This window comes from Kamptonema sp. UHCC 0994, from assembly GCF_029167235.1.
Lineage (GTDB): Bacteria > Cyanobacteriota > Cyanobacteriia > Cyanobacteriales > Microcoleaceae > Kamptonema.
Genome location: NZ_JARFTR010000257.1, coordinates 1 through 21,388, shown reverse-complemented (window position 1 = coordinate 21,388; position 21,388 = coordinate 1). Strand labels below are relative to the sequence as shown.

20 protein-coding genes are annotated in these 21,388 nt (G+C 44.7%); 11 read left to right on the top strand and 9 right to left on the bottom strand.

The window, feature by feature from the left end; translation table 11 throughout:
• Positions 1-86: 86 nt before the first annotated feature.
• Positions 87-1,127 (bottom strand): helix-turn-helix domain-containing protein, encoded by a 1,041-nt coding sequence (locus PY364_RS22370; RefSeq protein ID WP_275526407.1) that lies wholly within the window; start codon positions 1,125-1,127, stop codon positions 87-89.
• Positions 1,124-1,915 carry a pseudouridine synthase gene (locus PY364_RS22365; protein ID WP_275526483.1) on the bottom strand — a complete coding sequence of 264 codons (792 nt, stop codon included), beginning with the start codon at positions 1,913-1,915 and terminating at the stop codon, positions 1,124-1,126. Before PY364_RS22365 ends, PY364_RS22370 begins: the two co-directional genes overlap by 4 nt.
• Positions 1,916-2,200: 285 nt before the next feature.
• On the opposite strand from PY364_RS22365, the gene PY364_RS22360 reads away from it, so the two are divergent.
• The 7 genes from PY364_RS22360 to PY364_RS22330 all read left to right on the top strand — a co-directional run bounded on the left by PY364_RS22360 (position 2,201) and on the right by PY364_RS22330 (position 5,523).
• Positions 2,201-3,019 (top strand): DUF2993 domain-containing protein, encoded by an 819-nt coding sequence (locus tag PY364_RS22360; RefSeq protein WP_275526405.1) that lies wholly within the window; start codon positions 2,201-2,203, stop codon positions 3,017-3,019.
• A 117-nt stretch (positions 3,020-3,136) separates the two neighbouring features.
• Positions 3,137-3,376, top strand: a complete 240-nt coding sequence (locus tag PY364_RS22355; RefSeq protein ID WP_275526403.1) for a hypothetical protein — start codon at positions 3,137-3,139, stop codon at positions 3,374-3,376.
• A complete protein-coding gene (locus tag PY364_RS22350) occupies positions 3,345-3,638 on the top strand; it encodes a type II toxin-antitoxin system mRNA interferase toxin, RelE/StbE family (RefSeq protein WP_343278491.1) in 294 nt (97 codons plus the stop codon). The genes PY364_RS22355 and PY364_RS22350 overlap by 32 nt, the downstream gene beginning before the upstream one ends.
• 237 nt (positions 3,639-3,875) lie before the next feature.
• Complete coding sequence (locus PY364_RS22345) at positions 3,876-4,115, top strand: hypothetical protein (protein ID WP_275526401.1); 240 nt, start codon at positions 3,876-3,878, stop codon at positions 4,113-4,115.
• Positions 4,116-4,193: 78 nt separating this feature from the next.
• The gene (locus tag PY364_RS22340; protein ID WP_275526399.1) at positions 4,194-4,496 is read left to right on the top strand and encodes a hypothetical protein; all 303 of its coding nucleotides are present in this window, start codon (positions 4,194-4,196) and stop codon (positions 4,494-4,496) included.
• On the top strand, positions 4,480-5,085 hold the full coding sequence (locus PY364_RS22335; protein WP_275526397.1) for a hypothetical protein: 606 nt from the start codon (positions 4,480-4,482) through the stop codon (positions 5,083-5,085). The genes PY364_RS22340 and PY364_RS22335 overlap by 17 nt, the downstream gene beginning before the upstream one ends.
• A gap of 15 nt (positions 5,086-5,100) precedes the next feature.
• Positions 5,101-5,523: a hypothetical protein gene (locus tag PY364_RS22330; protein WP_275526395.1), complete on the top strand. Its 423-nt coding sequence runs from the start codon at positions 5,101-5,103 to the stop codon at positions 5,521-5,523.
• Positions 5,524-5,812: 289 nt separating this feature from the next.
• Here the strand turns inward: PY364_RS22330 and PY364_RS22325 are convergent, their stop codons facing one another.
• The 3 genes from PY364_RS22325 to fabI form a co-directional block, all read right to left on the bottom strand.
• Positions 5,813-6,709: a phosphatidate cytidylyltransferase gene (locus PY364_RS22325; RefSeq protein WP_275526393.1), complete on the bottom strand. Its 897-nt coding sequence runs from the start codon at positions 6,707-6,709 to the stop codon at positions 5,813-5,815.
• Between the two features lie 128 nt (positions 6,710-6,837).
• A complete protein-coding gene (gene hisB / locus PY364_RS22320) occupies positions 6,838-7,476 on the bottom strand; it encodes an imidazoleglycerol-phosphate dehydratase HisB (RefSeq protein ID WP_275526391.1) in 639 nt (212 codons plus the stop codon).
• A 200-nt stretch (positions 7,477-7,676) separates the two neighbouring features.
• Positions 7,677-8,453: an enoyl-ACP reductase FabI gene (gene fabI / locus PY364_RS22315; protein ID WP_275526389.1), complete on the bottom strand. Its 777-nt coding sequence runs from the start codon at positions 8,451-8,453 to the stop codon at positions 7,677-7,679.
• A gap of 378 nt (positions 8,454-8,831) precedes the next feature.
• Here fabI and ntcA point away from each other — a divergent pair, with 378 nt between their 5' ends.
• The 3 genes from ntcA (at position 8,832) to PY364_RS22300 (ending at position 12,034) form a co-directional block, all read left to right on the top strand.
• Complete coding sequence (ntcA, locus tag PY364_RS22310; protein ID WP_343278484.1) at positions 8,832-9,521, top strand: global nitrogen regulator NtcA; 690 nt, start codon at positions 8,832-8,834, stop codon at positions 9,519-9,521.
• Between the two features lie 89 nt (positions 9,522-9,610).
• Positions 9,611-11,251, top strand: coding sequence for a DUF3084 domain-containing protein (locus PY364_RS22305; protein WP_275526385.1), 1,641 nt, complete (start codon positions 9,611-9,613; stop codon positions 11,249-11,251).
• A 375-nt stretch (positions 11,252-11,626) separates the two neighbouring features.
• Positions 11,627-12,034 carry a pre-16S rRNA-processing nuclease YqgF gene (locus PY364_RS22300; RefSeq protein WP_275526384.1) on the top strand — a complete coding sequence of 136 codons (408 nt, stop codon included), beginning with the start codon at positions 11,627-11,629 and terminating at the stop codon, positions 12,032-12,034.
• Positions 12,035-12,155: 121 nt separating this feature from the next.
• On the opposite strand, the gene PY364_RS22295 is transcribed toward PY364_RS22300, so the two are convergent.
• The 4 genes from PY364_RS22295 to hpsA all read right to left on the bottom strand — a co-directional run bounded on the left by PY364_RS22295 (position 12,156) and on the right by hpsA (position 20,148).
• Positions 12,156-12,863 (bottom strand): prepilin-type N-terminal cleavage/methylation domain-containing protein, encoded by a 708-nt coding sequence (locus PY364_RS22295; RefSeq protein WP_275526382.1) that lies wholly within the window; start codon positions 12,861-12,863, stop codon positions 12,156-12,158.
• Between the two features lie 333 nt (positions 12,864-13,196).
• The gene (hpsC, locus tag PY364_RS22290) at positions 13,197-14,273 is read right to left on the bottom strand and encodes a hormogonium polysaccharide secretion pseudopilin HpsC (protein WP_275526380.1); all 1,077 of its coding nucleotides are present in this window, start codon (positions 14,271-14,273) and stop codon (positions 13,197-13,199) included.
• A gap of 62 nt (positions 14,274-14,335) precedes the next feature.
• A complete protein-coding gene (gene hpsB / locus PY364_RS22285) occupies positions 14,336-15,058 on the bottom strand; it encodes a hormogonium polysaccharide secretion pseudopilin HpsB (RefSeq protein ID WP_275526378.1) in 723 nt (240 codons plus the stop codon).
• Positions 15,055-20,148, bottom strand: coding sequence for a hormogonium polysaccharide biosynthesis protein HpsA (hpsA, locus tag PY364_RS22280; protein WP_275526376.1), 5,094 nt, complete (start codon positions 20,146-20,148; stop codon positions 15,055-15,057). Before hpsA ends, hpsB begins: the two co-directional genes overlap by 4 nt.
• Before the next feature lie 337 nt (positions 20,149-20,485).
• On the opposite strand from hpsA, the gene PY364_RS22275 reads away from it, so the two are divergent.
• Positions 20,486-21,295: a sulfotransferase domain-containing protein gene (locus PY364_RS22275; RefSeq protein WP_275526374.1), complete on the top strand. Its 810-nt coding sequence runs from the start codon at positions 20,486-20,488 to the stop codon at positions 21,293-21,295.
• The last annotated feature ends 93 nt before the right edge of the window (positions 21,296-21,388 follow it).

The following is a 21,388-nucleotide window of genomic DNA, read 5'->3' as shown; positions in this document are numbered from 1 at the left end:
CCTGAAGAACGAAGAAAGATTTAGTTATCTAGGAGAGCAGGAAGAATGCTTATACAGTCAGCTTTTTCCCTCAGTAAAACCCCTTTTCAACCTTGATCTTTCCTCTTTTCTGTAGCTGGGGGTTCATTGGCTTTTAAGACCACTTCTTCTATCGCCCCCGGCTTTCCTAGTTGCTTCGCCTCCCCGTTATTCACAGCTAGCAGTACCCCACCAGCGTTACCAGCTCTAAAAAATAGTTGTTCTTTAGCTTGCCAAGTCCGCTGAGCCCCCACAGGTAAATTACCCTCAAACTCAGTTTTGCCATCAACTTCAATCAACACCCAAGTCTCCTCCTTGACAGTGACACTAATACTCACTGGCTGATTCGCCGTCGGTCGATCTGAAGCGTTAGTTGCTTTTACAGACACTGATGGTGATGCTTGCTCTGAAGTATTGGTTACTTTTGCCGATATAGAGTGAGTTGGCTCGTCAGAAGTATTCATTGGCAATGGCTGTGGCGACGAGGCATAGTCATCGCGGAGGGCAGCATCAGGGAATGACGGCGGCTTAGCCTCAGAAGTAGGAAGCTTGGCAGTATCGGTCACTAAACGGCCTTGATTTCCAGTCGATTTGGTAACGCTTCTGCTGTCGGGAATGGATGGCTTAGCTGCGGGTTTTGATGCCGTTACTCCTGTTTCCGCTGTGTCTGAACGACCGATCGCATGAGATAGACCATTTACAGACGCGACAATCACAAATAGATAAAGCAGGTAGAGGTGTACCGGTCGCAGTTGAGCTAGGGGCGAATCTCGCCAAGAGGTTTTTGGAGGTTCCAGTATGGATTCGGCAGGGCAAAAGTTGGCGAACTGTTCGCCATCTAAGCCCATCGCCTCTGCGTATCGCTTGATCAAGCCTTGAGTGTAGACGGCTTCAGGCAGTTCATCGAGTTCGCCCTCCTCAATGGCTTGCAGCAGGCGCGATCGAATCATTGTTACTACCGACACTCGTTCTAAGGAGATTGAGTGCTGTTCTCGGAATTGGCGGAGTTGAGCGCCAATTTCTGCAAGGCTTTGGGCCTGTTCGGTATTGGCTGACTCTAGGTTCTTCTTAGTTTTTTTGAAGAGTAAAAAAAATAAATTCTTCGTCATATGCTGTGCTCCTTGACATCTACTGGCACATTTACTGATGTTAGATTGACTCGGTTCCACAAAAAACTAATTTCAGAATCGAGTAGAGGTCGGTAATTTCCTGTTGGCAATTCCGCCTCTCCTGGCGGCTGCAATAGAATTGGGCCGATGGCTGTGCGGTGCAGATTAATCACTGGGTATCCCAACTGTTCAGCGACTCGGCGCACCTGTCGATTTCTCCCCTCGTAAAGAATTACTTCCAAAAGTGTCTGGGAACTTTTACGCTCTTGCACTCTAACTTGAGCTGGTAATGTCATTCTGCCTGATAGGAGAATGCCTTGACTCCAAGCTTGCAATACCGATTTTGGGGGATTGCCTTCTACCCAAACTTGATAAGTTTTGGGGACGCAATGGCGCGGATGGGTCAAAGCGAAGGTGAGATTACCGTCGTTGGTGAGCAGTAGAGCTCCTGTGGATTCTACATCTAAGCGCCCTACGGGGTGAATGCCGCAACCGGCACGCAGTTTGCGCGGTAACAGATCTAGGACTGTGGTGCGCTGCACTGGATCGGAGCAAGTTGATACGACTCCGGCTGGTTTGTTGAGTAACAAATAGACCGGCTGGGGTCTTTGCTCTGATTTGACGTGCACTCCGTCAACTTCTATGCGATCGCTCGCAGGATTAGCTTTTTGTCCGAGCTGGACGTTATTGCCATTAACTCGCACTCGTCCAGCAAGAATCATCTCTTCTGCTTGGCGGCGAGAGGCAATGCCCCACTGGGCGAGTATTTTTTGCAGCCTTTCATCCATACAGCGGACGGCTTGGGGGAGTTGTCGAATCAATTAAGGACAAGCTAAATCTTTGCATGATTTAGATAGACGACTATGTACAAATATTACAGGAATAGTTGCTGTCTGGATGTTCTGTTTTTGATAAGGATGAGTTGACTGCTGAGGGGTGTGACCCCCTATTACAGATAATGTATCATAACAAATTACTCTGGAAACCCCTTTGAGTAGAGTTAGGGGGACGGCGACAGTGGGTTTAATAAAGTGCCACTTCAGATTAAATTGATATAAGTTCTGAAGTTGGCTATGGCTATGGGTTTTGATTCTCCCCAATCGGGTGATGGTTCTGATGAGGTGAATGAATTGGGGAATGGCGATGCCGACCGCTGGCGTAGCTGCGGCGCTGTATTTTCCGAGGAGTCTCGCGGGGGTGGGGGTAGTAGGATTGTGAGTGCGGTATTGTCCCCGGCGGTACAGTTGTTGTTGCGATCGCAGGTTTCTCAGGTAAAGGAGTTATCTGTGGAGATTTCGGGTAGCGATCGCCAAATTTTGGGCGGTACGGTTCCGAAGGTGGCGATCGCAGCTAAGGGTGCTGTATATCAAGGATTGCATTTAACTGATATTTCCCTTGTTGGTACTGGTATCCGTATCAATTTGGGTCAAGTGATTAAAGGTAAACCGCTACGGTTGTTAGAACCGATTCCGGTTGTCGGTGTTGCGAGGTTAAATGAGACCGATCTGAATACTTCACTTTCAGCACCTTTATTAGCTAATGCTTTGAGTGATTTTTTGTTGCCGTTGTTGGCAGTGGATGTGGGAGATATTCAGCAGGGATTAAATTTGCAAAATCCGCAGGTAAAAATTGAGGCTGGTAAGTTAATATTAAAGGCGGGAATTTTGTTGAATAATGGTCAAAAAATTGCTTTTTTACTGCGAACTGGTTTGGGTTTAGCAAGTTGTCACGAGTTACTATTTGAACAGCCAGAAGTGGAAATTTCGCAGGGATTAAGTAGTGGTAATTTAGATAGTTTTAAGTTAGATTTAGGGTCAGAAGTTGAGCTTGAGGAATTAATTTTGAATCCGGGTGAGTTGATTTGTCGCGGGGGAATTAGAGTATTGCCTTAGTTGTTGGTTGAGTGAGTCTGGTTTGCAGGAGTTTGGGAAGGTTAATGGCTTGGGTGACGGCTTGCAGGTAGATGTCGGCGGCGGCGCGATCGGAGTTATAGAAAAGGATAAAAAAATATGAGCATTATATCTTTTCAAGAAATTATAGATTCTGTTGAAACCCTCTCTCTTGAGGATCAAGATTATTTGTTTGATTTAATCAAAAAAAGAAGAATTGAAAAGCGACGTTTAGAGATTGCTGCCAATGCTAAAGCTAGTTTAGACTCTTTAAAACAAGGAACAGCAAAAAAAGGAAGTGTGGCTGATTTAATGGCTGATTTATGGGATGATAAAGACGATGAAGATAGTTTGGGATAATAGCTTCAAACGGGCTTTCCGAAAACTTATCAAGAAGAATCCTGAAATGAGCGACAGGATTATTAATGTGCTTAATTTGTTAAGTATCGATCCTCTTACTCACTCTTTAAAATCTCATAAATTAACAGGTTCTTTGGAGGGTTTATGGTCTTGTTCGGTAGCTTATGATTGTCGTATTATATTCACATTTGCTCAAGATGAGGAGTCAGAAGAGTCTCTGATTGTTTTAGTTGATGTTGGCAGCCATGATGAAGTTTATTAATGGAAAAACCTTTATAGGTTATGCTTCTAAAACAGTGCGTTGTAGCCAATTCATAATAGTTTGAATCAGTTGCGGATCTTGGGGTGAGAAAGTGGGAATGGTGGGATGGGGTGAGTCGGTAATAACGCAGATTGTCGCGTCGAAGCGAGAGAGAGAATCGAGAAAAGTTTGGCTAAAACCTTGAGGTATCGCGTCTTCGTAGAAAATGAGAATGGGGTGTTTATCCCAGTCTAGGAGTTGCCAGTAGATTTTGAGTTCCGTGAGGGTGCGGGGAGTGCCTTCTGTGGATTTGGGGCAGTGGTGTTTTTTGACGAGTTGCAGGTAGATGTCGGCGGCGGGGTTATCGCAGTTATCGAATTTGCTGCCGTCGATGCAGAAGAGTTGGAGGGTTTGGTGGAGGTTGGTTTCGGTGAGTTGGGTTTGCAGGAGTTGGGGGAGTTGGGCGAGGTTGACGGTTGGGGTGTCGCTATGCCATAATTAGCAAATAAGCAGGTGTTGAGTTACGTTCCCTCAACCCAACTTAGAAAATCGACAATCACACCAAGAGATAAGGTAATGGATTCAGAAAAAGACGATCAAAAACAAACTATAACAGAGATCATCAAATCTGGTCAATTACACAGTATCTATTTTAACGAGTTTGGTATTGGAGTTTCTAAGCATGATATTTTCATATTATTAAGACGCAATGGAAAAGAAGAAGCAATACTTAACGCATCTCACATTACAGCTAAATCACTTGTAAGCTCTCTAGGTGAGGCTCTGAGAAGATTTGAAACTCAAACAAATCAAACAATACCGGATTCAGATGAAATTGAGAAATTAATGGAAGAACAAGACGATGACAATAATCTGTGATAATAAAATTTCTTATGTTAGCGAAAATAAAAACCCTACTTATATTAATCGGGATACAGTAGTTAAAAGTTTGTCTCCTCTTCAACTAAAAAGTCTTCCATTTGTTTATATAGAATACAAATCGCAAAATCTCGAAACAACCAAAAATAAATCAAGTAAAAGAGATGAAATAGATAAATTATCGACCTTTGAAGAAATACTGAAATATGCTATTGATGCTATTAAGTTGAAGGATGATTATTTTTTCAATCGTATTCGTGAATTAAAAGAATTATGCGATTCAGAAGAAGACTATGATATTTCTTTGGAGTCGCTTAAAACGATGTTTTTATTTGTTGAAGTAATTGGAAGTATTTCTAAACCCAGTAGCTTAACGGTAAGTGAAAGTGGCATTTTTTATTTAGAATGGGAGAGAGATAAGAACAATTCAATAACCCTGCGATTCAAAAAAGATTACTTTTTAGACTATGTTATTTTTAAGCCAAGTTCGCATATAAATCAACGAATTATTTTGAAAGGTTCGATGTATGCTCTAGATTTAATCGATCTACTTAACGGTTTTAACATAAAGATACACAAAAAAATATAAACAATAAACATAACAATGACAGAGATACAAACTGGTGATGTTACGCGCTATTGTAAACCTTCAACTTTGGAGAATGGAATACCAAAGAGTTCGGCTTTTGAAAGGCGAAGTAATGAAAATTATTTGTCTGTCTATTGGCTTGACTTTTTTGGCAAAACAACTGAATTAGAAAACATTGGAAAAGTTAAAGCCTATATGGAACAAAAAGGTTTTACTTGCAAACCTAATGGGTCTTTTGCTATTATTAATATACAGCAATCTAAAGAATATATTTTTGAAGAAATATCATCAGATATTTCCTATAGAGAAGAGAACTTACCTCATTGTGGTATTTTCCATGAGGATGACGATCTATTAATAGCAAAGTTACTTACTGAGTGCGTTCAGAACAATTATCTCGTTAGAAATTTAGTTGATTCAACTACTTCACCCCCATAACCGCCTGAAAAATCGGGCGACTTCTCAAAACCTTCACCACCCAACTTTCCCGCAACCGTAACCGCGAAAGCATGGAAAAAGGATCGATAACCATAATCCGAGAGGTGTTGAGAGTTGACAGTTATTCTAGCATTTAGCTGTTAACAAGTGTGGTACTTAAGGTTAATTTAACGAGCGATCGCCCCAAATTCATACCTATGTTCCTCAAGCTATCTTGATTCTAACCTCAGCCTGTAATTCTGTGATTCTATTTTAGTAGTTTCAGGGGCAGAACCTACCCAACAAAAACTCAAAAATAAGAATCAATTAACGGCAATGCCATAGTTACAAAATAGTAAACCAACGGCGCAGTAAAAACATAACTATCAGTGCGATCGAGAATACCACCGTGACCGGGGATTAACTGTCCCGAATCCTTAACCCCAGCATCTCGCTTCATCATCGACTCCGTTAAGTCTCCCAACAAACTAGCAATCCCAATCAACAAACCCAAAACAACGCCAGTATAAGGCCACCCTGGCCAGTTTAAATACCAAGATCCTGCTACTGCCACTGCGACACTACCACAAACCCCAAACACAGCACCTTCAACAGTCTTTTTAGGACTAATGTGAGAAAGGGAAGTGCGGCCAAAGAATTTACCCATGAAGTAAGCCCCGATGTCAGCGGCCCAGATGCAGCCGAAGGCCAGTAGCAGCGTCGTCAACCCTAAAGGCAAAGTGCTGGTATTTGTCCAATCCGCCCACTCACCGTTAACGGGTGCATCACTGGCTACCGCTTTAGACATGGCAAATGCGGTTTGGTCGAGGCCAACTCGTAAGCGTACCCAATAGCTAGGCAAATAACCGCCGTAGAACAATCCTAAGATTGATGAGGAAATGTCCGCGATCGTTGACAACTTGGGCTGGAACAGCAGGTAAAAACAGATTAAGGTTCCCGCCAAGGCAAACATGGCATCTACCAGGTTTGGTGCGAGGGCTGCTGTTACTAGCAAAACTTGACTCACGGCTAAAGTCGTTTTGCCAGCGGGTGCGATACCCTTGGCGCGGGCCAGTTGAAAATATTCCTGCTGACCGAGATAGACAATAATCCCAAAGCCGATGGTGAAGTACCATCCGCCTAAAAAAATCATTCCCAAGGCAAGGGCGATCGCAACTATTCCACTGAGGATACGAGACCAAGACATAAAACGAAGTTCTCTTGCAGACTGCTAGGCGACTCAATCCAGCTATTGAAGCTCTTGATCTTAAGTATGAAGGTTAAATGAACGTAAAAAAGGTTAAGAATTACATTTGTCACTTAATTTTAACCAGTCTACAAAACTCCCTTAGAACTTGGAATCGCACTCGCACGACGGGGATCTATTTCTACAGCCATCCGCAAAGCACGGGCAAAAGCCTTAAATGTCGCCTCAATAATGTGGTGAGAATTAATCCCCTCTAACTGCCGAATGTGCAGTGTCATTTGAGCATGATTGCACACTGCTACGAAAAATTCTCTGACTAACTGTGTGTCGTAAGTACCCACCCGCTGAGTTGGAATTTCTAAGCCATAACTTAAGTGAGGGCGGCCCGAAAAATCTAGCGATACCTGAATCAAAGCTTCATCTAAAGGGGCGATGAAATGACCAAAGCGGACAATGCCTTTGCGATCGCCTAGGGCCTTCCCCAAGGCCTGTCCCAGCGTAATGCCCACATCTTCGTTGGTGTGGTGGTCGTCAATTTCCAGATCGCCAATTGATTGTACATCCAAATCGATCAGTCCGTGAGAAGACAACTGGTGCATCATGTGGTCTAAAAAGGGAATTCCTGTCGCCGCCTTACAAGTCCCTATGCCGTCCAGATTGAGGATGACGGTTACATCTGTTTCTCCAGTAGTGCGTTTGACTGCGGCGGCTCTAGCCTGATGGGTTACGTTTGCAGGGAGAAGAGGAGAGCGATCGCTAATTTGCATAATTGTTAATTGTTAGTTGTTAATTGTTAATTGTTGGTTGTTAATTGTTAGTTGTTGGTTGTTCGCTAAGTGGCCGCACATAAAAAACTATTATTTCTTCGTAGTAGTGGCTTTAACTGCTCAATTTAGAATTTAGTGGCTAAAGCCACTACTACAAAAAACCGACAGTTAACAGTTAACAATTAACAGTTAACCATTAACTACATTCCCATAATTTCGTAGCCAGCATCTACGTACAAAATTTGACCCGTAATCCCGCTAGCTAAGTCGCTGCAAAGGAAAGCTGCTGTATTTCCAACTTCTACCTGAGTCACAGTTCGCCGCAAGGGAGCAACTTCTTCAACATGGTGAATCATGTCTAAAATACCACCAACTGCGGAAGAAGCTAAAGTGCGAATCGGGCCTGAAGAAATTGCATTCACCCGAATATTTTGGGGGCCAAGTTCGGCCGCCAAATAGCGGACATTCATTTCCAAGGCCGCTTTAGCAATGCCCATCACATTATAGTTGGGAATCACCCGCACCCCGCCCAAATAACTTAGAGTTAGAATACTACCACCCTCAGTCATCAAAGGTTTAGCTGCCGCACTCATCTGGACGAGGGAGTAAGCGCTGATTTCTAAAGCTTGAGTGAAACCTTTGCGAGAAGTATTGCTGAAGTCGCCTGAGAGTTCATCCTTGCCAGCAAAGGCTAGACAGTGGATGAGGATGTCTAATTTTCCCCATTTGTCGCGGATTGTCTCAAAAGTAGACTTAATTTCGTTGTCGTCTTGGACATTGCAAGGTACGTAGAGACTGGGATTGAGCGGTTCTACAAGTTCCGCCACTTTTCTTTCGTGTCGGCCCTTTTCGTCCGCTAGATAAGTGATCCCAAGATTAGCCCCAGCTTTGTGGAGCTGCTGGGCAATGCCCCAAGCAATCGAGCGATTGTTGGCAATGCCAGTTACAAGAGCGTTTTTTCCAGTCAAATTTAGCATAGTAGTATATTCTATAAGCAATTGGTACGATCATCAAAGGTATTTTGCCCCTTTCTACTCAAGTTGGGGTTTCGCGATCGCGAGCTAATGCTACTGAGTTGGGAGTTTCTGACCTGACGGCTCTGGCCCGATGGCTCTAACTAGCACCCGGTAGACCTTCTTTACCTTTGTCTCTTGTGAAATTACAGCCGATAACTGTAAGTTATTACAAGTTTTGTTTAATTTAATATTAAATGAACATAATAATCTCAGAGTGCAAAGGAACTTTCGTTTTATAAGAAAATATCCTGAAAACCCCTCGCGTCAAGCTTGGAGATGTAAGGTAATGGCAGGATAAATCCTGTCAGTGAAAAATGATTCAGGTGAGTATCAATCGTATTGGTTAGTACAAAGGATCTAGTCGTGACCCATGATAGACCGCTAGCAGCCGTGTTCCGCCAAATTAGCGGCGGAGCGTTTCCCCCAGTTGTCGAAAGCTTTGAACGGGGGAAGACTATATTTTTCCCTGGAGACCCGGCTGAGCGCGTCTATGTTCTCATTAAAGGTGCCGTTAAGCTCTCTAGGGTTTATGAGGCGGGGGAAGAAATTACCGTAGCTCTACTGCGGGAAAATAGTGTTTTTGGGGTGTTGTCTCTGATTACGGGACATCGTTCTGACAGGTTTTACCATGCGGTGGCTTTTACGCCGGTGGAATTGCTCTCGGTACCCATTGAACAGGTGGAGAAGGCTCTTAAGGACGATCCAGAACTGTCGATGGTGATGTTGCGGGGGTTGTCTTCGCGGATTTTGCAAACTGAGATGATGATTGAGACGCTGGCTCACCGAGATATGGGATCGAGGTTGGTCAGTTTTCTGTTGATTCTGTGTCGGGATTTTGGGATTCCGGGTGCGGAGGGGATTACGATCGATTTGAAGTTGTCTCATCAGGCGATCGCGGAGGCGATTGGTTCGACGCGGGTGACTGTGACTCGTTTGCTTGGGGATCTCAGACAGGAAAAAATGATCTCTATCCATAAGAAAAAGATCACGGTTCATAATCCGGTGGCTTTAAGCCAGCAATTTACTTGATTTTAAGGAGGAATCGGTAAATTTTTGCTCTCTAGAATCTATCGATAACTGTCTATTCAGAGTTGAGCCTTCCTTCATCTAAGGGATCGATGACTGCCGGATATATCCTGGTAATTGTAATGCTAATTTTGGGGGGCGTAATCGCTACCCTGAGCGATCGCTTAGGTACGAAAGTTGGTAAGGCTAGGCTTAGTCTTTTCAAGCTCCGCCCTCGGAATACGGCTGTTTTGGTGACGGTTCTGACTGGTAGTATTCTTTCGGCTACTACTCTGGGGATTTTGTTTGCGGCGAGTAAGCCGTTGCGGACGGGGGTTTTTGGGATTGATGAGATTCAGAAAAGGCTGAATGCTGCTCGTAAGGATCTAAATCAAACGACGCAGGATAAAAATCAAGTTGAGGCTGAGCTGGCTAAGGCGAGGGCGGCTCAAGCACAAGCAAGGGCGAGTTTGGATGAGATTAATCGTTCTTTGGAAGCGGCGAATGCTGAGCAAGCTCAGACTGAAGCGAAGTTGAATTCGCTGAGGATTCAATTAAATCGGGTGGAGGCGGCAAAATCGAGCACTCAGGAGCAGTTGAGTCGGGTGGAGGCGGCGAAATCGAGCACTGAGTCGCAGTTGAATCGGACTCAGAGTCAGTTGAAAACTGTTTCTAAGCAAAAGAGGGCTCTGGGTGCGGAAATTTCACAATTACAAGCGGAACAGGAGGAGTTGAGGGAGCAGGGGGAGCGGGTTAAGGCTCAAATTGCTAAGCGCGATCGCGATATTGCTCAGCGGGAGAAAGATATTGCTCAGCGCGATCGCGATATTGCTCAACAGGATCGGGTGATTGCTGAACGGGAGCGCGATATTGCTCAACGTAATGCTGAAATTGCTCAGCGCGATCGCTCTTTGCAGGAACGGGAACAGGCTATTGCTGAGCGCGACGGGGTGATTGCGGAACGGGAAGCGCTGTTAAAAAAGTTGGGGGAGGAACAAGCTTCGTTGGAAGATCAGCAAGCATATTTGCAGCAACAGGTGCAAATTTTGGAGCGAGATTTTCAGGCAATTCGCAGCGGTACGGTGGCGATTCGGCGGGGTCAAATTTTGGCGGCGGGTGTGGTGCGGATTCTGGAACCGAATGTGGCGCAGCAAGCGATCGATCGGTTATTGCAGGAGGCTAATCGCTTGACTGTGCGGTTGGTTCAACCTGGTAAGCCGAATGGGAATGAGCAGGTGATTGATATTACGAAGGCTGAGGTTGAGCAGTTGATGGCTCAGATTAAGGATGGTCAAGATTATGTAGTTAGAATTTTGGCGGCTGCGAATTATCTTCAGGGTGAAAAACGGATTCAGGTGTTTGCGGAGGCGGAAATCAATCGGGTGGTTTTTCGTGTGGGAGATGTGGTGGCGGGGACTTCTATAAATTCGACGAATTTGACGAATGAAGATGTGCGGAAAAAGCTGGAAAAGTTGATCGATGCTTGCAATTTTCGTGCTAATTTTATGGGAATTGTGGGGGGGCGAGTCCAAATTGCTGATGATAAGATTGAAACTTTGTTAGGTTTTATCGATCGCTTGCAGCAATATAAGAAACCTTTGGATGTGCAGGCGATCGCGGCTGATGTGACTTATACGGCTGGCCCGTTGAAGATAAATTTGGTGGCTATTGATGATGGGGTGGTACTTTTTGGTACGGGTCAAGTAGGGTCGGGGCCTGGAGGTTCTGTGCAGAAGGTTGACGATCATCTATGATATTAATGTGATAATAATGTCATTGCGAGCCAAGCGAAGGAATCTCTAGTCCCTGGGATTGCTTCACTGCGATCGCAATGACAATGATGTTAATGGGATGATAATGTCATTGCGAGTTCTGCGAAGCAATCTCTAGGCCCTGGGATTGCTTCACTGCGATCGCAATGACAATGATGTTAATGGGATGATAATGTCATTGCGAGTTCTGCGAAGCAATCTCTAGGCCCTGGGATTGCTTCACTGCGTTCGCAATGACAAGAATTAGGTTGCAATGACAATGACAAGAATTAGATTGCAATAACAAAGTTAGTGGTTAGTCGTTAATATAAAAATACAACTAACTACTAACTACTAACTACTAACAATTAACAATTAATGATTTTAGGTTTCGATCCGGGGCGCGATAAGTGTGGAATAGCTGTTATGGGATTAGATGGACAAGTTGCCTATCATCAGGTGGTGTTGGCTGAAGATGCGATCGCGACTATTGAATCTCTATGTTCGCAGTTTCCGATTGAGTTAATTGTGATGGGGGATCAGACTACTTCTCGTAGTTGGAAACAAAAAATTTCTGGTAGTTTGCCGTTGGTGGATGTTGTGCAGGTTGATGAGCGCTATAGTAGTTTGGAGGCACGCGATCGCTTTTGGGAGATGTTCCCTCCCAAGGGTTTTAACCGCTTGATTCCTCAAGGGATGCGTACTCCTCCCCGGCCGGTTGATGATATTGTGGCGATTGTGTTGATTGAAAGGTATTTGAATCAGGGGTTAGGGGCTAGGGGCTAGGGGCTAGGGAAAGAAGGGGAAAACAAGGGTTAGGGGCTAGGGCTAAGGAAATAATGTAAGTTCATCATTCAGAGTTGCGATCGCAAGTGAAAGATTTGCATCTACCCAGCTTAAATATAGGCTATGGGTTGAGAGCACAACTTGCTTCATCATCAGCAGTTTTTATTGCTCCTAAAAGTGTTGTCACTACCGCACATTTTCTGGCTGTGCCAAGCTGAGAATGCTCTAAAGTTATACGCTGGGGTATTGTAAATGCTGTCACCGCGTCTGTACACTCTTTCTCTTTATCGTCCACTAAACAACCTTGACGATTAAATATGGCTATGTACGTGCCACTTCCAGGTAGCAAATTTGTCGCTCCTGTACCAGTAGTAGATATAGAAATCTTATCCTCTAGGCTGTACCATACATTAGGTGCAGAAGAGGGAGATGTTGATACTGGCAAACTCGTCGGATCTGTAGTTGCAGGATGAACAGCCCACTGCACTAAGTTACCTTGTGTTCTAAAAGTCGCTTGCCATGCTACTTTATCACGTTTAGCATTACTTTGAGCTAACTGCAAGGCTCCGTAAACTCGGCTTTGGCTAGTGCGTAAACGTTGATTATTAATGAAAGCTAACCAACCTGGAGCCGCGATCGAGCTTAAAATACCGATTATCAGTAGGAGAATTAGCAGTTCTATTAACGTAAACCCTGTGTCATGTTGCTGATGTTTTTTTCCTAATCCTATTCTTGACTGGCTAGAAAGTCCGCTTAATTGTTGCAGATGTGGCTTGCTGGATGCGGCTAAACTTGTCTGCCAAAGTTTTAATAGTGTTGGGTTTTTCATATTCCTCTCTGGTTTTTATACCTTAGTTTGACACTAATTGATCTATTTTAAACTGAGATATTGCATTATTGCCAAAGCCCCTCATATTAAGTCTGGTTAATTAGAGATAATTTCTGTAGGGGCGGGTTCGCCAAGATATCCAAATATAAGCGATAACTCCAGAAAACCCGCCCCTGCCCAATACTTACGCTGATATCTTGCACCAATATCAATAAAGGACTCGATCGCGGGGTGGGGGCGGGTTTTTTAGTCTTTACAGTACCGTTAAAGCTCTTGGCGAACCCGCCCCTACAGGCTTTTGAAAATGTACAAGATGCGAACTTTAAATAAAGATTACTGCGCTAATACCCCCAATCCTTGAACTTGAACGCTTGCTGTTGGGAAAAATGCTGAATTGCTGCTACTGTAATTAGCGGTATTTTGCATTTTCCGTAAAGCACTTCCTCTGATCGTAACTCGTGCTACTGTTTTAGATGAATCTACACAAGCGTAGAAACCAATTTTTGTAGGATCTGCGATCCTTAATTGGGCTTCAGATACTGCCTGAGTAGTCCCATTTGCTAATGTTGTTGTTGGATTACCTAAAGCCTTCTGGCATTCATCAGACGTTGGATATGTAGCTGTAACTGCACTTGTATCAATATAATTAACTAGCACTGGTACTTCCGCTGCTGGAGGTGCACTAATAGCGGGTGTCGTTCCATCTGGCTGAAGCGGCCATTTGTTCATTTTTTCCTGAAGATTAGCTCCCGTTATAGAGAGGTTAAATGGTAAAAAATCAGTAGGTTTAGCCGCTCGCGGATCTGGAGCTGTAAAATAGACGGGTGGAGTAACATTAGTATTTATTACTCCATCCCGATATTGATACCTTGTAATTCGGGCTGGGCAAGTTCCACCACCAGGCTGACACCAGATATTACTAGCACTATTATTAGTATCTGGTCTTAAGTAGTAGGCAACTAATGAATATACATAAGAGTCATTGCAGGTGTTATTATCATTGTTAGGACAAGTTGCATCTGTTGTGGCAAGAGTTGGCAATACCTTTTTCATCAACTGTCGCTTCCAAAATACAAGAATCGGCGTTCCATTAGTAATAGGATCGTTGGGCAAACTATCTACAATTGAATCAACTCCTGTTTTATCGTAAATATAAACTGCTTGACCCAAATCTTCAGCAATAAAATCAAGGGCCGCTTGAACTTCTTGCTCTGTATTTGACTTAACTTGTTCTTTTCTATCAGTATTCAGGACATCAACAACAAAACCTAACAAAGGTGTCAAAATTAAGAACGTCATAATCATTGCTACTAACAATTCAATCAGCGTAAAACCGCTAACTGTTCGATCGACCTTAGAGCAATTTGGCTTGAAATTAGTTTTTAGTAGCAACCTGAGTAAACTTTTCATAACGATTTTTTCCTGTGCTTGAGAGTTCATCGACCTTAATTAAAATCTAGTAGCAATTCAGATTATGGCGTTGGACAGCCAACGCGAGCGCACAAATTCTGAAATCCCGACTTTGCGGCTCCGCTGCTAGTACCAATCTCCGTAGTCATTTGTACTACTGGAATGCTGGGATTTCCTATTCCTCCTGAGATTGTTGATTGTTGTTGTTCTTGGGGATCAGTTACCAGGGTTACTCCCGATTTGAAGGCATCGGCTCTGTAAACTCGAACACCCAGTAAGTAGCCTTGTCTGGGGTCAGTTTGATTTGCTGCGGGAATGCTACGGTAAGCTTGGATCAGCATATCTTTGACACTGTTAGGATCGCATCCGGGCGTGTCGTCAAGATTAACGCAGTACAAACTATTAGGAGAGGCTGGAGTTGTGCAGTACCCATCAGTTTGGCAGTCCAAGCCAGCATTATTGGGAGCAGGAACCTTAAAATCCTCTCTGTCAGGGTTAGTATCTGGATCTACCACTGTTGTCTCAATGATTGGTGTGCTGGGATTAACGGTGGTATCGGCGACTAGGATCGCACCGCTTCTCACGCCGTCAATGTAAGTTCTAGCAGCTTGGGTTGCTAACTCCACCCGTCGAGCTTGTACGCGAGTCCCTGTGGAAAAAACTAGGACTGGCGCGATCGCAATCATCAAGACAGCAACTACAATCATCGCCATTATTGCTTCGATGATAGTGTAACCGGAGTCTTGAGACTGCCGTAAATTTTCCAGTGGTGTAAGTTTAGTCATAGTTTATCCCAATCGGTTGGTGCATTGTCATCGCAGAATTGAGTTGGTCTTTGGTCATCGCTGACGGCATTTTCTGTGGGAGTTTCATCTTTTTTCGCACACAGTAAAGTTTTCACCCAAACGTCATCCCGACCTACTTCTCTGAAAAATTTATCAGAGTTAGTCTGTGTGGTAGGAGTGGTGAAAAGTTGAGTAAACAAGTCGGGAGATTGAGATAACAGGCCGACATCATAACCCCATTGGCGGTTCGGCGCTACGAAAGTCGGAACTGTTCCGCCGGCGTTTTGAATTTTATAAACACTAGGGTAGTCAAAAAGACTAAATGTAGGAGTCTTGTTCAAAATAGCAACGTAGGGTGCTGTGGAATAGGCACTACGGCTTAACTGAATGAAGGAACCCTGAATCCTTGTATCTTGAGTTCCAAGTGTTGTAGGATTCCAGTTCTCAATGAAACGGGTTAGGTTTTGCATACCCCCATTGGAGTCACCGTTGGGACGAGAGGGAATGTCGCTGGCGGCGACAACGAGATTAAAGTCTGTAGTCTCAGCTTGTGAGAGCCACCTGGTATTATTTAAGTCTGTTCTACCTGTATTCGCACCGGTGGGATCGCCGGTTTGGGTTACGTGGATTTGTAAGACTGGTGCTAATTGTGGCTGCACAGTTCCAATGGGCGCGTTTTGGTAAAAGAGCCGATCTGTTGCTGTTGCAGTGTAGGTAGCAGTTGTGCTTGGAAGAGTAGTAGAAGTAGTAGTCTTAAATCTAAGACCATTGTTATTGGCAGCCAGATCGGGTATCCCAGTCTGAGTTGCATTCGCATTCAGGGTAACTCCAAATTCTTGTATATTTCCACCTAGGATTCCTATGGGAATCGGAAGAGGAGGGGTGCTACCATCGAATAACAGTTGATTATTAGCTGGATTTCGTCGAAAAGCTACGCGACGTGGATAATGTTGAAGTCTTTGCTGAAGTGGTACATCCGCTGGAGTAGTAGTACCGGCAGGTATAGCTGTCGTACCTGAACCTGAATCAACAACACCGCGTGCTTGACCTATTACATCGCTTGCCTTCACAGGGGTACCAGTTGCATTAACCTGCCAATCACCAGGCCCGCAAGCTGAAACAGGCAATTTCAAACACATTTCCATCACATACTCTGGAAATGCTCCTCGCCGCTGAACAGGGGTGACGAAGTTGTTAAAGTAAGAACTATTGGGAGCCGTACCACCAGTAGCCGAATAGTTAGGATCTGGTGTTACGCTATCTGTTGGTGAAACGTCAGTACCGTTAATATTGAATGTTGCACCGCTACTCAGACCGTTGGTAACAAAATTATTGTTATAAAAACCATTGAGTAACCTAGCTGCCTTGGCCGTGATTGGTGTAGTCTCTGCACCAGCGATCGTACCATCTCCATCTAAGTCATAACCACCAGTTACAGCCGCCGCACCAGCATTATTTCTTAGGTCAAAGTCTCCCTCATTGCGGAAACCAGGGCGGAAATTCCGAGAAAGGACTGTCACAGCATCCGCCAACACTGTTGCAGCTCGCCAAGTGTCACCATCAGTACAATTAGGAAGCCGGGGATCTCCTGGCCGACAAGCAAAATTTGGATTTAGAGGTAAAGCACGGCTGTAAAAGTTTCCCCATGATGGCTGATTTAAGTTGCCTACTGGTCCAAACTCTTCTTGACTATGCACGTTAAAGTTATCTTGGACGTAAACTGGCAAGTTAGAAACCAAGGTTAGTCCCTTCTCTTTCACCACATCCGAGATATTTGTGGGAGCCGTATCATTTTGACCATCGTTATCTGCATCATTCCGAGCGAGGAATCTGCCATTAATCAGCATAATCCCGTGAGGGCGGCGGGTGGGGTCGAGTATAGAGTCAGTGCGGCTGACTATCCCACTTTGAACTGCATCAATTCCGTAGGGAATTACGGCAGTGTTAGTGGCATCGGCTGCGCGATCGCTCCTATCCGGCGCAGCATCGTCACGACTGGCATAAATAATGCCGCTATTTGGCAACAAATACTCTGGGGATGGCCCTTTAATCCCACTTGCCAAGGGGATAGTTGTATTTCGCAGCAGATTTAGGTCAATTTGAGTAACCCGAATTTCCAGCGGCATCCGTTCTTCCAAGGCGAGGTTATAGTTACCACTATTTGCAGAAGTTGTACCAGGGGGGTTCAGGGTAAATGTTTCATCTACGGTGGTGGTTGCTGGATCGTCAGCATCTACAGCCTTAACTTCTCTGGAATTGAGCAGCGCCACTTCCTTGATCGCACCGGCAGGAATAGTTGCCGGCGTACCCAAGGTAAAATCGGCCGACGTATTCAAAATGCCAAAGGCGCAGGCAGTAGAATCAATAGCTGCTTGTTCTGCCAAGTTGCGGCCTGTCTCAGGTTTCATCAAAGCCGTTCTTAACTGCTCGTTGACGAATCTACCATCAGGAAAGACCATATTCGCCTGATCGTAAAGTTCCTGTGGAGTACCCGTAAGTATGCCATTGGCAGGAATTGCCGCAGCAGTTGGTATCGTGTAAGTAGGAGGCCCGTAGACTATACCATTGTTGGAGCCGATGTTAGCGTCCCGTGTCCCTGATGTGATTTCCCCACTGACATCATCAGCAAGAGTGCTGAGGTTTCTGGCCGTTGAAGCGGTACTTGGGTCGTAGTAGCTGCTGATGCAGGCAATGGGAGCTTGGCTCTTCTTTAAATATACTTCGGAATCAAAATCTGGTTGGTCGTAGTAATCTTGGGCATAGTGATATACCGCCGTTGCCCGCATCCGTAGGTCGCCTTTGGCATACTTGAGAGTATTAGGGTCAATAGTAGGGGTAGTTGCTGGTGGCAGAGCGGCGGAGGTTGCAGGTAGTGGAGTGGTAGCCCAACTGTTAGCTGTTGTTACAGTGTCAGTCGTTCCGTTGTTATAAACCCTTTGACTTTCCAAGACTGGTGACATCGGCATACTGTCTGGCCACACCACTGGATAAGCTTCTGTTACAGTCGTCGTTGCCGGATCATCGTAGCCATCGGTAGGGGCAGTTTTCATCGTATTAGTAGTTTGATCCAACCAACTGGGAGGCGGTAAAAAAGAATTTGTGCGCTCATAAACCCCTGCACCAGTAATCACGCGCAAACCACCGATGGAAGTTAAAGGATTTTCTGGTTTTTGGGCTGCTGCTTTTTCCCAGTAGTCACCGCGATCGCTAATCCCCACAGCCGCAAGTACCTGCTTTTGGCTAGTGCGAGTCCGCTGGCTACCGTCTGACCAAGTACCGCCATCAACTTCCTGTGCTGTTGTCCCACCAACAAACTTAGTGCCATTCCACCATTTGAGGGGTAAGTTGTTCCCGGCAATGATGCGATCGCCCAAAAAATCCTCTTTTGAAGGTTTTGTGCCTCCATTTGGATTCGGGTTTTGAGCTGCTAACTGATCGACCCTGATATTTAGAGTTGTTGGCCCGTCAGACTGTGCAATGCTTGCGTCAGCATTAACATTTGTAGGTAGTGCCCATGCTTGAATTGGTCGCAGCGTGTCACCGCTAGAGCCTGCTTCGATCACCGTACCAGTAGTGTCTTCCAGAACCCCCACCCCAACTTCCGCAAAGGGAACTTTCCGAGTCAGAGTTTCAAAATAAGTCTGTAATGCTTTATCACGGTCTTTATCCCCGGATACTGCTTTTTGCACCGATGTGGGATCGTTAGCATTTGGTGGGACTGGCGTTACTACTGGATCGGGAAATGCCGCAATCTGTGCATTTACTAAAGCAGCGATCCGTCTGGCATAAGCATTGCCGTTGTAAAGTACGGCGGTTGCAGCTTCGTTTACCGATTGATTTGTGGTGGTAATTGTATCTGTTTCGGGTAGGGGCGTGCTACCGGCTGGCTGAAATAGATGTATTGTACTTGTACCAGTGGGAGCACCACCAGCCCAGCCATTCACGACATTACCACCGACAAAAATCTTGCTATTTTCTTGTTTGTAGTAACAAGAATTTTCACCGCTAATTAGGAATATATCTACAGTCTGGCTGTTCGTTGAAGTAACCAGAAGATTGCTGTTTGTCAGCATCCCGCCATTGATCCGAAATGCAGGCCCAGGTGATATTTCTAAATCATCTTCATAGACTACTGCATTATTTAACAAAGGAACCCGTACTCTATCTTCCTGATACTCCAGAGCCGAAAAACCTTTAGTACCTTTGTATTGTTCAAGTTGTGTCGCATCGATACTAGCATTATGTGCCGCTGGTGATGAGTCAGTAATGGGTACTGTCACCGTGTAAACATAAAAGCTTTTCTTCAGTTTACCATCGGATTGATACCAGCCTGAATCTCCCACCAAACTAGCGCTAGTACCAAGGGCGGCTGCACATTGTTGATTTCCCAGCGTCCCTGGCATCGGTGGAGTTCTTGTCTCTAAAGGCTTTCTTTCTGCGAGAAATTGTCCCGAAGTTGCTCCTGTAGCATTGCTGCGAGGAGGACTGCGAAAATAAACCCCGTAGATGGTATAACTATCAAACTTACCGTTGTTATCTGTATCGACTGGAAATCTCCAAGCCGTATTTATTACTTCTTTATTTTCAACTAACTCTTCATTAGTGCTATCCCAATCTTGTAGTGAACTCCTCTCAAGCTTGTAGCCTACTCTCAGACGAATCTCATCGTTGAAGGTATAAGTATCCGCTCCAGTTGAAGGCTTTGAAAGTGCTCTTTTAATAGATATATCAGAGGGTGTTCCCGTAGGTCGTGTGGGGTCTTCGTTTAATAAATATTCTATTTTCGCTTTCGCTCGTTCTAAGGCCGGAGTAGCCGCAGCTAACACCTGTTGATTCACCCTCACATTCCGAGCATTTTGCGATCTGTCAAACGATCGCAGCGTAATTGCCAAAGTCAGCAATACCACCACTAACATTACCATCGTCACAGTCGGCAAGACAAATCCTGCTACAGGCAACTTGGCACGTCGTCCCATCGCCATTAGCGATCGCAACATAGCTCTCATCAGCCGCTTCGCACCGGCCCTAGATACATTCGCAATCCGTCTCAACAGTGATACGATAACTTTAGCTAATTTGCGCTTAAACATAGACGCTTTCCCAAACTAAGGCAGAGATTGTCTTGCAGATGGCTGCTTGGCAGTAAAATTCCTACTTCTATAGTTCCCACTTTTCCCAGTTTTGACATCACCTCGTTACATTTTGTAACAGAGGGTTAGACCCCTAGGAGCTGTAAGCTACTATTTCCCATAGCTTAAAGCTTTACGCCAAAGCTTGTAATAGGTTGCTAGAAAACTATAAATCTAACTTTAATCTAATGGTATGCAGTCAGTAGGAGAATCGGGGGCTATGGATCACCGCCAGCCTGTGTTTGCGATCGCACTAAACTAATTTAGTAAAATTATCTATTAAAAGGAAAGTTAAATAATGTTCAAAAAGCTTTTAGAGGCAGTCAGGAAGCAGTTTAGCAAGCCATCCCCCCTAGGATGGAAACCAGATTTTATCATCATCGGCGTTCAGAAAGGGGGAACCAGTTCCCTTTATACTTACCTAACTCATCATCCCCAAATAGCTGAAGCTCGTCAGAAAGAAGTACATTTTTTTGACTTAAACTTTGAAAAAGGAATAAAATGGTATCGATCGCAATTTCCCAGTATTGGTGACGGAACCCAAAGACTGAACTGCGAAGCCAGCCCTTATTACATCTTTCACCCTTGCGTTCCCCAACGAGTATACGATCTATTTCCCCAAGTTAAGCTGATATTATTACTGAGGAACCCAGTAGACCGAGCAATTTCTCACTACTACCATGAAGTCAGACTAGGATTTGAATCTCTATCACTAGAAGACGCGATCGCAGCCGAACCCAGCCGACTCGAAGGCGAAATCGAAAAATTAATTGCCAGCGAAACCTACTACAGTTATAACCACCAACACCACACCTATCTATCACGCGGCATCTACGTAAATCAACTGCTAATGTGGATGAAACTCTTTCCCAAAGAACAAATTTTAATCCTCAAAAGCGAAGACTTATATACAGATCCCGCCGCCACCTTCAACACCACCCTAGAATTTTTAAACTTACCCCCTCACCAACTAGAAAACTACGAAAAACATAACAGCGGCGAGTACCCCTCCGTCAGCGAAGAATTATATCAACAATTAAAAGACTATTTTCGACCTCATAACCAGAAATTAGCAGAATATTTAGGCAAAGACTTCGGCTGGGATTGAAGATTTTGGTAATTGCTAATGGCTAATGGCTAACGGTTAATTGCTAATTCAAAACTTACGCAAAAGTATCCGTAACGCCGCCATCCTGGCGGT

Excerpts from the sequence above, each read along its gene's own strand:
- PY364_RS22370 (WP_275526407.1), bottom strand. The coding sequence starts at position 1,127 with ATGACGAAGAATTTATTTTTTTTACTCTTCAAAAAAACTAAGAAGAAC.
- PY364_RS22365 (WP_275526483.1), bottom strand. The coding sequence starts at position 1,915 with ATGGATGAAAGGCTGCAAAAAATACTCGCCCAGTGGGGCATTGCCTCT.
- PY364_RS22360 (WP_275526405.1), top strand. The coding sequence starts at position 2,201 with ATGGCTATGGGTTTTGATTCTCCCCAATCGGGTGATGGTTCTGATGAG.
- PY364_RS22355 (WP_275526403.1), top strand. The coding sequence starts at position 3,137 with ATGAGCATTATATCTTTTCAAGAAATTATAGATTCTGTTGAAACCCTC.
- PY364_RS22350 (WP_343278491.1), top strand. The coding sequence starts at position 3,345 with ATGATAAAGACGATGAAGATAGTTTGGGATAATAGCTTCAAACGGGCT.
- PY364_RS22340 (WP_275526399.1), top strand. The coding sequence starts at position 4,194 with ATGGATTCAGAAAAAGACGATCAAAAACAAACTATAACAGAGATCATC.
- PY364_RS22335 (WP_275526397.1), top strand. The coding sequence starts at position 4,480 with ATGACAATAATCTGTGATAATAAAATTTCTTATGTTAGCGAAAATAAA.
- PY364_RS22330 (WP_275526395.1), top strand. The coding sequence starts at position 5,101 with ATGACAGAGATACAAACTGGTGATGTTACGCGCTATTGTAAACCTTCA.
- PY364_RS22325 (WP_275526393.1), bottom strand. The coding sequence starts at position 6,709 with ATGTCTTGGTCTCGTATCCTCAGTGGAATAGTTGCGATCGCCCTTGCC.
- hisB (WP_275526391.1), bottom strand. The coding sequence starts at position 7,476 with ATGCAAATTAGCGATCGCTCTCCTCTTCTCCCTGCAAACGTAACCCAT.
- fabI (WP_275526389.1), bottom strand. The coding sequence starts at position 8,453 with ATGCTAAATTTGACTGGAAAAAACGCTCTTGTAACTGGCATTGCCAAC.
- PY364_RS22305 (WP_275526385.1), top strand. The coding sequence starts at position 9,611 with ATGACTGCCGGATATATCCTGGTAATTGTAATGCTAATTTTGGGGGGC.
- PY364_RS22300 (WP_275526384.1), top strand. The coding sequence starts at position 11,627 with ATGATTTTAGGTTTCGATCCGGGGCGCGATAAGTGTGGAATAGCTGTT.
- PY364_RS22295 (WP_275526382.1), bottom strand. The coding sequence starts at position 12,863 with ATGAAAAACCCAACACTATTAAAACTTTGGCAGACAAGTTTAGCCGCA.
- hpsC (WP_275526380.1), bottom strand. The coding sequence starts at position 14,273 with ATGAAAAGTTTACTCAGGTTGCTACTAAAAACTAATTTCAAGCCAAAT.
- hpsB (WP_275526378.1), bottom strand. The coding sequence starts at position 15,058 with ATGACTAAACTTACACCACTGGAAAATTTACGGCAGTCTCAAGACTCC.
- hpsA (WP_275526376.1), bottom strand. The coding sequence starts at position 20,148 with ATGTTTAAGCGCAAATTAGCTAAAGTTATCGTATCACTGTTGAGACGG.
- PY364_RS22275 (WP_275526374.1), top strand. The coding sequence starts at position 20,486 with ATGTTCAAAAAGCTTTTAGAGGCAGTCAGGAAGCAGTTTAGCAAGCCA.